Annotated in this window: 11 protein-coding genes and 1 pseudogene; 5 read left to right on the top strand and 7 right to left on the bottom strand. The window is 57.2% G+C overall.

What is annotated here, in order from left to right; translation table 11 throughout:
* Positions 1 to 266: 266 nt before the first annotated feature.
* Genes AQS70_RS02905 through AQS70_RS02915 form a run of 3 tightly spaced genes read left to right on the top strand, consistent with a single transcriptional unit; the run spans position 267 to position 1,984 of the window.
* A complete protein-coding gene (locus tag AQS70_RS02905) occupies positions 267 to 950 on the top strand; it encodes a CsgG/HfaB family protein (protein WP_055101432.1) in 684 nt (227 codons plus the stop codon).
* 27 nt (positions 951 to 977) lie between these two features.
* On the top strand, positions 978 to 1,337 hold the full coding sequence (locus tag AQS70_RS02910) for a DUF4810 domain-containing protein (RefSeq protein ID WP_055101433.1): 360 nt from the start codon (positions 978 to 980) through the stop codon (positions 1,335 to 1,337).
* Positions 1,334 to 1,984, top strand: coding sequence for a DUF799 domain-containing protein (locus AQS70_RS02915; RefSeq protein ID WP_055101434.1), 651 nt, complete (start codon positions 1,334 to 1,336; stop codon positions 1,982 to 1,984). The genes AQS70_RS02910 and AQS70_RS02915 overlap by 4 nt, the downstream gene beginning before the upstream one ends.
* A gap of 196 nt (positions 1,985 to 2,180) precedes the next feature.
* Here AQS70_RS02915 and AQS70_RS02920 read toward each other — a convergent pair whose 3' ends face one another.
* The 4 genes from AQS70_RS02920 to AQS70_RS02935 form a co-directional block, all read right to left on the bottom strand.
* The gene (locus AQS70_RS02920; protein WP_055101435.1) at positions 2,181 to 3,836 is read right to left on the bottom strand and encodes a CapA family protein; all 1,656 of its coding nucleotides are present in this window, start codon (positions 3,834 to 3,836) and stop codon (positions 2,181 to 2,183) included.
* Between the two features lie 112 nt (positions 3,837 to 3,948).
* Positions 3,949 to 5,031: a M14 family metallopeptidase gene (locus AQS70_RS02925; protein ID WP_055101436.1), complete on the bottom strand. Its 1,083-nt coding sequence runs from the start codon at positions 5,029 to 5,031 to the stop codon at positions 3,949 to 3,951.
* A 74-nt stretch (positions 5,032 to 5,105) separates the two neighbouring features.
* Positions 5,106 to 6,398 carry an MFS transporter gene (locus AQS70_RS02930; protein WP_055101437.1) on the bottom strand — a complete coding sequence of 431 codons (1,293 nt, stop codon included), beginning with the start codon at positions 6,396 to 6,398 and terminating at the stop codon, positions 5,106 to 5,108.
* A gap of 26 nt (positions 6,399 to 6,424) precedes the next feature.
* Complete coding sequence (locus AQS70_RS02935) at positions 6,425 to 8,281, bottom strand: DUF1302 domain-containing protein (RefSeq protein ID WP_241492793.1); 1,857 nt, start codon at positions 8,279 to 8,281, stop codon at positions 6,425 to 6,427.
* Between the two features lie 280 nt (positions 8,282 to 8,561).
* Here AQS70_RS02935 and AQS70_RS02940 point away from each other — a divergent pair, with 280 nt between their 5' ends.
* Both AQS70_RS02940 and AQS70_RS02945 read left to right on the top strand, forming a co-directional pair.
* On the top strand, positions 8,562 to 9,665 hold the full coding sequence (locus tag AQS70_RS02940; RefSeq protein WP_187331768.1) for a GlxA family transcriptional regulator: 1,104 nt from the start codon (positions 8,562 to 8,564) through the stop codon (positions 9,663 to 9,665).
* Between the two features lie 178 nt (positions 9,666 to 9,843).
* The gene (locus tag AQS70_RS02945; protein ID WP_055101438.1) at positions 9,844 to 10,881 is read left to right on the top strand and encodes a branched-chain amino acid aminotransferase; all 1,038 of its coding nucleotides are present in this window, start codon (positions 9,844 to 9,846) and stop codon (positions 10,879 to 10,881) included.
* Between the two features lie 119 nt (positions 10,882 to 11,000).
* Here the strand turns inward: AQS70_RS02945 and AQS70_RS02950 are convergent, their stop codons facing one another.
* The 3 genes and pseudogenes from AQS70_RS02950 to AQS70_RS23990 form a co-directional block, all read right to left on the bottom strand.
* A complete protein-coding gene (locus tag AQS70_RS02950) occupies positions 11,001 to 11,312 on the bottom strand; it encodes an AzlD family protein (RefSeq protein ID WP_055101439.1) in 312 nt (103 codons plus the stop codon).
* Positions 11,302 to 12,015 (bottom strand): AzlC family ABC transporter permease, encoded by a 714-nt coding sequence (locus AQS70_RS02955; protein ID WP_156354976.1) that lies wholly within the window; start codon positions 12,013 to 12,015, stop codon positions 11,302 to 11,304. Before AQS70_RS02955 ends, AQS70_RS02950 begins: the two co-directional genes overlap by 11 nt.
* A gap of 396 nt (positions 12,016 to 12,411) precedes the next feature.
* Positions 12,412 to 12,579: pseudogene (locus AQS70_RS23990) on the bottom strand (transcriptional regulator); the annotation flags it as partial.

Consider the following 12,579-nt stretch of genomic DNA (forward strand, 5'->3'; position numbering starts at 1 on the left):
GTCAATTTTAACCGGGCTACTAAACCCGACCGCTGTTTTGGCAGCGATGGGCCGAGACTATTCCCCGAATTGCACAGGCGCAAGCGAGCGGGAGTTTCTAGGATGTTTCACCGGATTGAAAGGGAAGCGTCGTACGAAATGGCTGATTTTGAGGGCGAGCGTTAGGTTTCGTCCCAATTACATTGTGTCCTTGACCCAGGTTGGGCGCTCTAAAGACCGTCAGCGTCCATGAGTGTTGCTGACTTTTCTCACTCAAGGAGCAACCTGTGAAAAAACTGTCTCACATCCTGCTGTCGGGCTTGACTGCCGCAGCCCTGTTGACGCTAGCCGGTTGCGCGGCCACGGAAAGCTCCCGGGCGTTGCCGGTCGAAAAAGTTGCCAGTGCCAACGTTGCGTACGCCGGTGTGCGGGTACCGATTGCGGTCGGTAAGTTCGACAACCGCTCCAGCTACATGCGCGGCATCTTTTCCGATGGTGTTGATCGCCTCGGCGGGCAAGCCAAAACCATTTTGATCACCCACTTGCAGCAAACCAACCGCTTCAACGTGTTGGACCGCGACAACATGCGCGAAATATCCGAAGAAGCGGCGATCAAGGGCACCGTCCAGAAGCTCAAAGGCGCTGATTATGTGGTGACCGGCGACGTGACTGAGTTCGGTCGTAAAGAAACCGGTGATCGTCAGTTGTTCGGCATTCTGGGGCGCGGCAAGACCCAAGTGGCTTACGCCAAGGTCAACCTGAATATCGTCAACATCAGTACGTCTGAAGTGGTGTATTCCACCCAAGGTGCCGGTGAGTACGAGCTGTCCAACCGCGAAGTGATCGGCTTTGGCGGTACCGCCAGCTATGACTCCACCCTCAATGGCAAGGTTTTGGATCTGGCCATGCGTGAAGCGATTAATCGCTTGGTCGATGGCATCAATGCGGGTGCTTGGAACCCACGCAACTAAAGAAAGACATCAAGGAGAAGTACACGGATGAGCAAGGCAGTGAAGTTAGCACTGACGTTGAGCGCAATTGCGATGGTTGCCGGGTGCCAAACGGCGCCCAAGCCTCTCTATCAATGGGAGAGTTACCAGCCGCAGGTGTATGAATACTTCAAGGGTGAATCCAAAGAAGAGCAAGTCGAGGCCCTGGAGCGGGATCTGCAAAAGATCAACGCCAGTGGCAATTCGGCACCACCGGGCTATCACGCCCACTTGGGCATGCTGTACCTGAGCATGGGCAAGGACGATCAGATGGTTCAGCAGTTGCGTACCGAGAAAGCGTTGTTCCCTGAGTCGGCAGGCTACATGGACTTTCTGCTTAAGAACGCCAAGACCGGAGACGTGAAATGAACCTCTTGAAACTCTCGGCAGCCCTGTTGGCCTTGGCGTTGCTGGGCGGTTGTGCCGCCCCCAAGACGGTGGATTACTCGGCGTTCAAACAAGCGCGGCCTAAGTCGATTCTGGTCCTGCCGCCGATTAATGAATCCCCGGAAGTGCAGGCCTCGTACAGCTTGGTGTCGCAAGTGACGTATCCGTTGGCCGAAGCCGGTTACTACGTGTTACCGATTGCCTTGGTAGACGAAACCTTCCGTCAGAACGGGCTGACCACGCCGACTGACATCCACGCTGTGGCCCCGGCCAAGCTGCATGAGATCTTCGGTGCGGATTCGGCGCTGTACATCACGGTGACGGAATACGGCACTAAGTACATGCTGATCACCAGTGACACCGCCGTCACGGCCTCGGCCACACTGGTCGATTTGCGCACCGGCACGACCTTGTGGACGGGCGCGGCACACGCGTCAAGCGAGGAAGGCAACAACAACGGTGGCGGTTTGGTGGGGATGTTGATTACGGCGGCGGTCAAGCAAGTGATCAACAGCTCTACCGATGCAGCGCACCCGATTGCGGGCATTGCCAGCGCGCGTCTGTTGTCGGCCGGCCAGCCGACCGGAATTCTGTACGGGCCACGTTCGCCCAAGTACGGTTCCGATTGATGGCGTCAGTGATGGGCGTTGAGTGAAGGTGACAGCGCAATAGCCTGTCGCATGCTCGCTCAGGTACGGTGCTGCATCTGCTTTTGGTAGGAGCTGCCGCAGGCTGCGATCTTTTGATCGTTAAAAACAAAAGATCGCAGCCTGTCTTCATCGGGGTGCACCGAGACTGGCGTGCAAGTTGTTACAGGGCTACGGCTTACGCTTCAAACCGCTGCGAAATACTCGAAAGCGGGGACAAGATGTCGTCCCAGACTTTTACCTGTAGATGCTCCAGTTGCTCCTTTTCGAGGGCTGTGAGGCCAAAATCATCAGGTCTTTCAAGCACATCGAAGAATTTGACGATGCGGCAGTCGAAGCGCCCGTCTCCCAAGTTTTCATTGACGATGTACAGCGGCAGCGCTTGTAGATTGAACAAGCGCGTTTGGCCCAGAGCTTTGCCGATGTCGAACTTGACGCTGTAAGCCAATTTTGAGTTGCGGCTGTCTGGGTGGTAGCTGACGAAATCGCCGAACGCGTAGATGACCAGCGCATCCTGTTTGCCGACGCGAGGGATGAGCTGTGCAGGCTGGCTGACATGCGGGTGGTTACCCAGAATCGTGTCAACGCCGCACTCAATCACTTTGTGCGCGGCCTCCACAATATTGACGTGGGGGTACATCTCGAACTCCCAACCCCAGTGGCAGTACGCGATGATCCAGTCCGCGCCCTTGGCGCGAGCCGCCGCGACCTGCTTTTTGATCAGTGTGTAATCGGGTGGCGGGTTCACATCGTTGAAGCGTACTTCGTTGGCCAAGTAGGGTTTGTCGGCGGGTAGCTTGTGGCCGTTAAGGTCGAAGGTATAAGCCAGCAGCGCGACTTTGATGCCGTTCTTTTCAAAAATCACGACATCGTTTTGCTCTTCTTGGCTTGCCGCCGTACCGGCATACAGCGCGCCTGATTTTTTAAGCACGTCTAGGGTGGCCAGCACGCCTGCCTCTTGGTAATCCATGGCGTGGTTGGTGGCGGTGCTGAAGAAGTTGACCTTCGCTTCCTCGCGAAACTTGTTAAACATGGCTTGGGAGGTGTTCATTCTGGCCGGTTCACCGGGTATCTGGTTTCGCCCAATCACAGCTTTGTTGTCTACCGTTGACTCAAGGTTGGCGCTCACGATGTCTGCGCTGCTGAAGAAGTCGGTGATGGCGTCGAACAGGTGCGGGGTGTTCTCGGGGATGAGCACATCAACCGCGAGTAAGTCGCCGGCACACGACACCGACACTCGAGGGATCACCGGCTTCACACCGCCAGGGTCTGGCGAGGGGTCTGTCAGGTTGAAAAATTTAAACTGTTGAGAGGCAAAAAACGCTTCAAGCCCCGAGCCGATTTCGGCCACTTCTAACTGGTTGAACCAGTACCGATACACCCACTTGAGTTTCTGGAAGGGGCTGCTGGAGATGTCGTACACCCCGGTTTCTGGCTGCGGGTAGTGGAACTGGTCGTAGCAAATGTAGCTCGCCAGCAGCACCGCCATTCTGGCCAGCGTGCGCTTGTTTTTGAGCTTTTTAAGGCACGGTGGCAGGTAGCTGAAGCCTGGGTCGAGAAAGATCGTTTCAATGGCGGTTTCGTCGTGTGCTGCCATCAGCTTGGGCAGCAGCGGCTGAACCTTGGCCCAAGCGTTGAGTGGCCCTTGTTGTGCAACCCAACCGAACAGCTCGCGAGCGCACTCGATCTCGTCCGGGCTGAGGGTTTCGGTCAGTTTCAGTTCGCCCAGCGATACCTGCTGAAGCCGCGTGACAACCTGCTCTCCCTGCTCATCAAGACAGGTCTTGATCTGCTGCATGATGTCTTTTAACGCTTCAATCAAATATGCATTCATCCTGAATATCCTTATTGGCTTGAGTAGGTGTTCCATCGACGGCTGGCAGGCGAGGGCAAACGTAAAGTAGCCCAGCAACAGCACTGCACATCGGCCGTGATGTGTCAGCTTGCTACGTGCTGGACAGCCCTTTGAGGGTCAGTGCCGTCACGTCTCGTGCTTGTTCTAGAACTCGGCGCTTCCAGTCGTCGCTATCAATGTAGAAGGCATCTCGGAGTTGTCGCTTTATTTGTGCGTGTTGAATGTCTGTTGCCTGCGGATTGTTTTGCAGCCATTGATCGGCACGCAGCGCGTTCAGCACAGCCGGGCCGGGTTTGGTGCCGAATTCTAGGGTCAAGCCGTTGTATTGCGCTTGGGCGCATTCGTGCATCACGGCCAGGTCTTGAGTGCCGTTTAGCATTGCTGATGATGAGGTGCCGTCTTCGCTGGAGGTGACATGCGGGCCCCACCAGTCTCGCGATCTGGCAATGTCTGTTGGAGTCATGTGCCCTTTGTAGATACGCTCGCCCACGCCATAAGGGCCTAAACCTGTGTGGATATCAATCCAGCCGATACGCTGGCATTGGCGGCCCAAGCGACGAATGATCTGGCGCAGTTGCAGGTTGCTCCACGTGGGTTGGGTGCCCGAGAAAAACAGGCCCTGCGGGTCGATGTGTTGACCGCTGGTGATCGCTGCTTGCAGGGCTTTAGGCCCGTGACGCAAAGCGTATCCGGCCAGACCGAGGGTGCTTAGAAGGGTCGGCGGTTGACGTTTTGGCACCAACAATGAGGCGAGGGCGCGGTATTGCGAGTTGGCTGGGCGCGGCTGTTCGAAGTCATTGAAGTTGCGGTTGAGGTCAACGTTGTCTTCGTTGACCCGGCGCAACCAAGAAAAGCCGTACGGGTTGAGCGCATGGATATACAGCACGGCCAGATCATCACGCTGGGTACGGCGCAACCAGTCTGGGTTACGCAGGTGATCGACTTGCACGCCTGAGCCGCAAAAGCCTTCAACCCCGTGTACACCGCTGCTCAACACCATCAGGTTGGCGGCGTTGGGCGAGCCCGTAAACACCACATCAATGGCTAACGTTTCGCCGTCGCGACCGGTCAGCGGATGCGGGTGGGATTCAACCTTCAAGCCTGCATTTTCGCTAGCTTCAAGGAATTTTTGCCGCGCTTGGGCGTAGCTTTGTGAAAAGCAGGATAAGTCCATCAAGCAGGTCCTATAAAAATCGTGAGGTGCGACGACGCACAGCAATCAGGTTGCTGGCGTCGTGGCTGTGCGAGCTAAGCCGGGCTGATAGCGGGTGAACCCGCGAGCGGAATGTGTGCGTTGAGTTCGCGGCGAGTGCGCTCAGGGTCGATCAGCACCAGCCCGAGCACGGTGAACAGCAGCAGGGCGATTCCAAACAAGCCAATGGCCAGCTCGAAGCCGGTCACCAGATTGCCGTTTTGCCAGCCAATGGCTTGGCCGACCACCAAGGGCGCGAGCATCCCGGCTGTGGTTAACAGCGCGATATGGATGGCCAGCATGCTGCCGCGCTGGCGAGCCGGGGAGATGTGGGCAACGATGCTAAAGCCGAACGCGGATAACAGGTTAAGCAGGATGCTGCCCACCAGAAACAAGCCCAGCGTCACGGTCAAACTTGAGGCGGTGAAGCCCATGATCATGTACGCCACTGCGGCGATCAGGCAGGCCAATAATGGCGGCACCACCATGGCTTTGCGGATGCTGGCGCCGCGTTTCATGGCGCGCTGGGCGAGGCTGGAAACCAGCAGGTTCATCACAATCACTCCCAGCGTGGTGGCAAGCACCAAGTAGCCGGACTGCATCGGGGTCATGCCCAGACCTTTTTGCAGGTAAGTCGGCAACCAACTGTAGAGCAGGGCGTTGGGCAGGTAGCTGCAAAAAGCGACCACGGTAATGCAGATAAACGTGCGGTTGAGCAATAGGCGGCTGTAAGGGTGGGTCGGCAGCACGTCGCCATTACTGGTTTTGGTGTCGTCATGTTGCCCTTCGCGGCCATAGAGTTGCCACAGCAGCAGCCAGATCAACCCCACACCGGCCAGCAGTACATAGCCTGTGCGCCAGCCGTATTGTTCGATCAACCGCGGCAGGGCAAGGGCTCCGCCAATGGCGCCGAGCATGATCGCGACCTGAATCAACGCCGCGGGCAAGACCCGTTCGCGGCTGGCGTACCACTTGAAGCACGCGTGTTGAGTGACCGCCGTGCCTGGGCCGCAACCGGCGCCGAGCAAGATGCGGCTGGCGAGCAGGCTCATAAACGTGGACGACAGTGCGGCGAGCAGTTGCGCGGTCATCCACACCAAGGCCATGCCAGAGAGGATCCAGCGACTGGGCATGCGGTTAGCCAAAAACCCCACCAGCACACCCGAGACCGAGTACAGAAAGAAAAACGCGCTGCTGATAAAGCCGAACTGCTCGGGCGTCAGCTTCAGCTCGTCAATAATCTGCGGGCCCGCAAAGGCAAAAATAGTTTTGTCCAACACGCTGATGATGACCACGGTCATCAGCAAAGCGACTACTAGCGAGCGTCGTTTATCGGTCAATGAGTGCATGTTCTTTGCCTTTTAAAGGGTAGCGACTAGAAGCGAAAGCCGACACTGGCCTCAAACATGCTTCGGTCAGACACGAGGTTGTAATCGCCACCACCGGTGTTCAGGTAGCTGAGGTTAAAGGTGTAGCTGTCTTGGTACACGCCGCGCACGCCGAGGAGTTGCGCGTAGCGGCCTTCTGAAAAAATACCGTCATAGGCGTGGCCTTTGACGTCGTAGAGCAAGGCGAGCGAAGGCGTTAGATCCAGCCCCGGTAGCACATTTTTATAGTGGATTTCAGCTTTGGAGCGAGTACCCCACGAAAATGGCGTGACAAACCCGTCCAGTGAACATTTGGTCGATGGCCCGGTGCATTTCGCGCCAGCGCCATACGGCGCGCTGCCGAAGCCGGGGCGGCCATAACGTTGATCATCAATGTCCGGCAGGTTATGCACGTATTTAAAGCCTGCTTCGGCCGATAACTTCATCTCGCCGCCTAGTACGTTGGGGAACGGATGAGTGGCGCCGAGGTTAAATTGGCTGACTCGAAAACGGTCGTAACCCGGCGCCAAGTAACCGGTGGGGGTTTTAGCCAAGTAGGCGAAAGGGCCATTACCGGCCAGCAGCCCGGTGATAAAGTCCGAGCCGTTCCAGGCAATCGGTTGATTAGGACGATAGCTGTACTCGGCGTAAATGCCGGTGCCGCCCGGTAGCCGGGTTTTAAAGTTCAGCGCGTACATACGAACGTTAGTCGGGAACGCGCGCAAGTAATTGGCAGCAATCCCGGTGGGCACGGCTTGGCCCACATTGGCCGCCGGTGGCGTCAGCACGCCAGGGCCGGTGCGCACCACTTGGGTAATGGCGTCGCGGCTGGTGTAGTCGGCGAAGTAAAAGCCGAACAGCCCGACGTTATCCCAGCGGTATTGCATGCTGGCGCCGTATTGGTTGTTGCCGGGGCGGTGATCCGGGCCACGGGCCACGCTGTCCAATGGGTTGTTTAGGGCTTGGCCGTCGGTGGTGTAAATCGGCCGGCCTGCCGCCGCGCTTAACACGCTGCCGTTGAGTAGGAATTGATCGCAGCCCGGTTGGGCGTAGTCGCTGACTGACAGGTACGTGCCGCAACCTGGGTAGGCGCTGGGTCGGAATTCAAACTGATTAAAGGCATCAACGGTTAGGTTGTCGGTCACGGCCAACTTGGCGTAAAGCGTTGGCATAGCCACGGTGCGGGCGTCGGCAATCGAGGTGCTGCGCCGTGCAGCGGCCCAGTCGAACGCATTCACGGCCTGCAAGCCGCCGCCGATGGTGGTCGGCGTCACCCACGGGATGGCCTGATCGCCCAAGCGCACCAACAAGTCATGCCCGCCGGGCTGGAAGTTAGCGTAGACGTACGCATCGTTGATGATGGCGTTAGAAAACCGCGCCATGGCGTCAAAACCGTCATCACTCAGAGGTTCGCCAGCGCGATAGCCGTTAGGCACGCTGCCATAGTCGACGCCTTGGTGTTTTTGAGCGTAGTCGTACCAGCCTTTGGCGCTGACGAATACGCCTACGTTGCGATGGCTGAGGTCTGCTTGCAGGTAGGTTTCCAGCGAGGTAGAAACGGCATCGCCGCGCTTGTAATTGAGGTCGCCGTCGTTGAACAGGTTCATACCATTTTCGGTACTGGTCAGGTGCTGGCTCGGGTTGTCCATGCGCCGAATCGTACCCAATGACACAGCGCCTTTAACGGTCAGGCGGGTATCGTCCTGTTGCCACTCGATCCCTGGCCCTAGGCCAGATTTAAGGTCACCGAATACCAGCTCGCCCCCAGTTGCAGGCGGGGTTATACCTGCGCTGAGCAAAGCGGTGGAGAGTCCAGCCATGATCGGTTTGCCAGCCTTGGCCCACTTTTTTCTTATTGTTGTCACTGAGCAATACCTTTGTTTGTTTTATGTGGATGCCAGGCGTTTGCAGTCTAGCGTCCAAGTCTGTCGTGCAATACGGTGAATACCGACAGCAATAGAGCCAATATCGCCAAGAAAAACGAAGCGTAAACTGACCGTTCGGCGCTTCAAAGGCGATGAATTTGTGTGCTTTAGAGGACAGGGGAAGACGCTAATCAGGAGGTATAACAACAGCGGTTGGCTGACAACGATAAGAGCTAGAGCTAATATCGCCAAAAATAAATCCAATACCGCCAGGTGGTCCATGAACGTGCGTATTGATTTACTCCACGGCCCTCACAGCATGGCCGGGAGCCTGTTTACGGTTATCGACATTTTGCGCACCTTCAATACGCTCTGGCAGATGCGTAACCCTGATAAGCGGGGGGCGTTCTTTCACTGGCGTCTGATTGATGCGGGGGGGAATGAGTTGCCGCTGCCGGACTGGATGGCGGCCATGCAATCGCCCGCTGGCGGCCGTAAGACCCTTAGGCCCTCGCAAACCGCGCTGTTTGTGCCGGGCGTACAGATGAAAAGCGTGCCGGACCTCAACCACGTGTTGGATCAGTGCAGTGAAGAGATTAACTGCATTGCGCGTTATCACTCCCAAGGGCGGGTCATTGCGGCCAACTTCAACGGCCCGGTGATGCTGGCCCGCGCCGGGGTGCTGAACGGTCGGCGCGCAACGGTCACGTGGATGATTGCCAACTGGTTCGCTGCCAGCTTTCCCAACGTACAGTTGGCAATGCAAGGCCCAGTGGTCGAAGACGGCCCAGTGTTTACTGCCGGGGCGCCTGCGGCGGTCTGCGACCTGATGGTGGAATTGATTCGGCATTTCGCGGGCGAAGAAATGGCGCAAATCGCCACCAATGGGCTGCTCTACCATCCCATGCGCTTTGAGCAGTCGAGCCTGAACTTTACCGGCATCTCGGTAAAAACCCGCGACAGTGTGGTGTTTCGCGCCAAGCACTGGATACAACAACACATTCAAACACCCTACAGCCTCGAGCGTGTGGCTCAAGAAGCCGCTGCCAGCCCACGGACCTTGTTGCGCCACTTCAAGGAAGTCGAAGGTATGACCCCGCTGGACTACCTGCACCGCCTGCGTGTTGAACGGGCCAAACAACTGTTGGAAGTGACCTTGATTGATCTGACTGAAGTCATGGAGTACTGCGGCTACCAAGACCCCAGCGCCTTCCGTCGGCTGTTTCGGCGTGCCACTGGGGTCACTCCATCAGAATATCGGCGTCGCTATACCATGCGTATTTCCAGCCGTTGGTGGCGCGCCGATGAGCCGGGCGCCCAAGCGCGTGAAAATGATTTGATTAAAGATCTGGGGATTGGCCCTGATCAAACGTTTGAGCATTGACGGGGTCAGCAGGCGACTGGTCAAATTGACGCCTTTGCCGAGGCACTTGTCTTACCGTTTTTTACGTGCAATAAAAATGAGTGGTTTGGATCTATAGTGGCTGGCGAACAGGCCCGCTATACGGCATCGCCTGGTGGCGGTGGCGCTTAATCTGCCAAGAACAGCATTCGAGGTAATCATGTCCGTCCCGAGTATCGACTGGAGCACACTGGGCTTCAATTACATAAAAACCGACTATCGCTACCTGTCGCACTGGCGTGATGACGCGTGGGATAACGGTGTTCTGACTGAAGACAACGTGCTGCACATCAGTGAAGGCTCCACCGCCTTGCACTATGGCCAGCAGTGCTTTGAGGGCCTGAAGGCTTACCGTTGTAAAGACGGTTCGATCAACCTGTTCCGCCCGGATCAAAACGCCCTGCGTATGCAACGCAGCTGCGACCGTCTGATGATGCCGCGCGTGTCTGTAGAGCAATTCATCGAAGCGTGCACCCAAGTCGTCAAAGCCAACGAACACTTTATTCCGCCTTACGGCTCGGGTGGCTCGCTGTACCTGCGGCCGTTCGTGATTGGGGTCGGCGACAACATCGGCGTGCGCACCGCGCCTGAGTTCATCTTCGGCGTGTTCTGCATCCCGGTTGGCGCGTACTTCAAAGGCGGCATGAAGCCGTGTGACTTCATCATCTCCGACTACGACCGCGCTGCGCCAAAAGGCACTGGCGCTGCCAAAGTCGGTGGTAACTACGCTGCCAGCTTGCTGCCGGGTGCCGAGGCCAAACAGGCCGGTTTTGCAGATTGCATCTACCTAGACCCGCTGACCCATAGCTGCATTGAAGAAGTCGGTTCGGCTAACTTCTTTGCAATCACCGAAGACAAGCAACTGGTCACCCCGCGTTCAGCGTCGGTACTGCCGGGCATCACCCGCTTGTCGTTGATGCAACTGGCCAAAGACCGTTTGGGCCTGACCGTCGTTGAAGGCGACGTACGGGTCGACGAACTGAGCCGCTTCACTGAAGCGGGTGCCTGTGGCACCGCCGCCGTCATCACCCCGATTGGCGGGATCCAGTACGGTGACAACCTGCATGTCTTCCACAGCCGCGAAACGGTGGGGCCGGTCACGCAGCGCTTGTACAACGAACTGACCGGCATCCAGTCCGGCGACGTCGAAGCCCCAGCAGGCTGGATCGTCAACATCCCAGGCTCGCAACAGGCCTGATCTGCATTGGATGATTGATTGTAGGAGCGAGCTTGCTCGCGATCTTTTGACCTTAAAAGCAAAAGATCGCAGCCTGCGGCAGCTCCTACAGCCGATGCTGCGGGCCTCAGCGACATCGCCTAATGTAGTTGCCTGAACAGCGCGGCGACGACGATGCCGGCTGCGATGGCTGGAAGGGGTTTGCGCAGTATCAGCATCACAAGGGCGGTGGCTAGCAAAGCAAGGCGCGCGCCGTTATCCCCATTGACCGCCAAGGGTGTAAGCACCGCCACCAACACCGAGCCTGACATGGCGTTAATGAACTGCTGCACCCTGAAGCTGATGGGTACGAACGACATCACGAACACGCCGCCCCAGCGTGTGATCAGCGTGACCACGGCCATGATCAGGATGATGTACAGCGTCCCGGCCCCTGAAATATCAATGCTCATCCTGTTTCTCCGTCCACACCGCGCCCAGCAGTCCTCCGGCCAATGCGCCGGTGACAATGTGGCTATTGGCAGGCAAATACCAGTACGCCAGCAACGATGCGCCAGCGGCCACACTCCAGATGATCAGGATACGCGGGCTCTTTTTACCGCCCAGCACCATCGCCAGCAGAAAACAGCCCATGACCATGTCCAGGCCTAGGCTCGCCGGGTTCTGGATAGCGCTGCCGAACTTAAACCCCAGCCAACTGCCAAGCGCCCAAGCCAACCACAGCGCTAAGCCGCCGCCAAACAACAGCCCCATCCCGGGTTTGCCGCTGTTGAACGCCTGCATCGACATCGCCCAATTGGCGTCGGACACCACGGTCATCACCCCATAGCGCTTGGCGCGTGGCAACTCGCGTAGCCACGGGTAAAGGGTTGCCCCCATCAACAGGTGCCGCGCATTAATCGCGAACACCGTCACCACCAAAGGCACCACTGGGACATGCTGGCCCCACAACTCAAGCACGGCGAATTGAGCCGCTCCTGCAAACACCAGCGAACTCATCAACATCGTTGACGTTTCGTCCAAGTTGGCTTGCGCAGCAGCCAGCCCGAAGGCCACGGCGAAGATCACGACAAACATAGAAATCGGCAAAAACTGCTTAAAGCCGCTCCATATCTCGCGTCTACTCAACTCGACCAAGCGTGCATCGGTACTCATCAACCCTCCACCCCATCATTCCATGGGCTAACGCCCTCAATGTGCGCGATTCTGAGGGTTTGGCTAAAGAATAGAAAAGCGAAATAACATCATGAAGCCATTAGATTGTCGAATGACTGAGTGCGGGTATAGAAAAGGTGGGCATTAAAAAGCCGGCTTGTGGCCGGCTTCTCGGGGGCGGGTTTGGTTTGTTTTTGGCAAACCGTACTCGCCTTCAAATCGGGATGACCAGCGCGTAGCGTCTGGTGTGGGCGTAGCAGCCTTTTGCTGCGAGCCCTGCAATCGGGTTTGCTTGGAGCAAAGCGGTTGCGCGAGTGCGGCGAAGCATACTGGGAATCAGGTGTGTTTCCCAGCTAAAAATCCTTTTTTGGTGCCGCTATTTCACCCGGCGAGGCTCTATTCCGCCAGCATTAACGGGACGGGCGGGCGACGTTTGTTCAGCGTCGACCACCAGAATACCCAGCCCAGTATCTGTATGCGTTGCTCTTGTATTTGCGCCGCGCTGTACAGTTCGTCCGGGTACTCTTCATGGTTATGGCTGCGTAACCTCAAGCCATTGTTGAC

The sequence above is a fragment of the Pseudomonas endophytica genome, assembly GCF_001411475.1.
Taxonomy (GTDB): Bacteria; Pseudomonadota; Gammaproteobacteria; order Pseudomonadales; family Pseudomonadaceae; genus Aquipseudomonas; species Aquipseudomonas endophytica.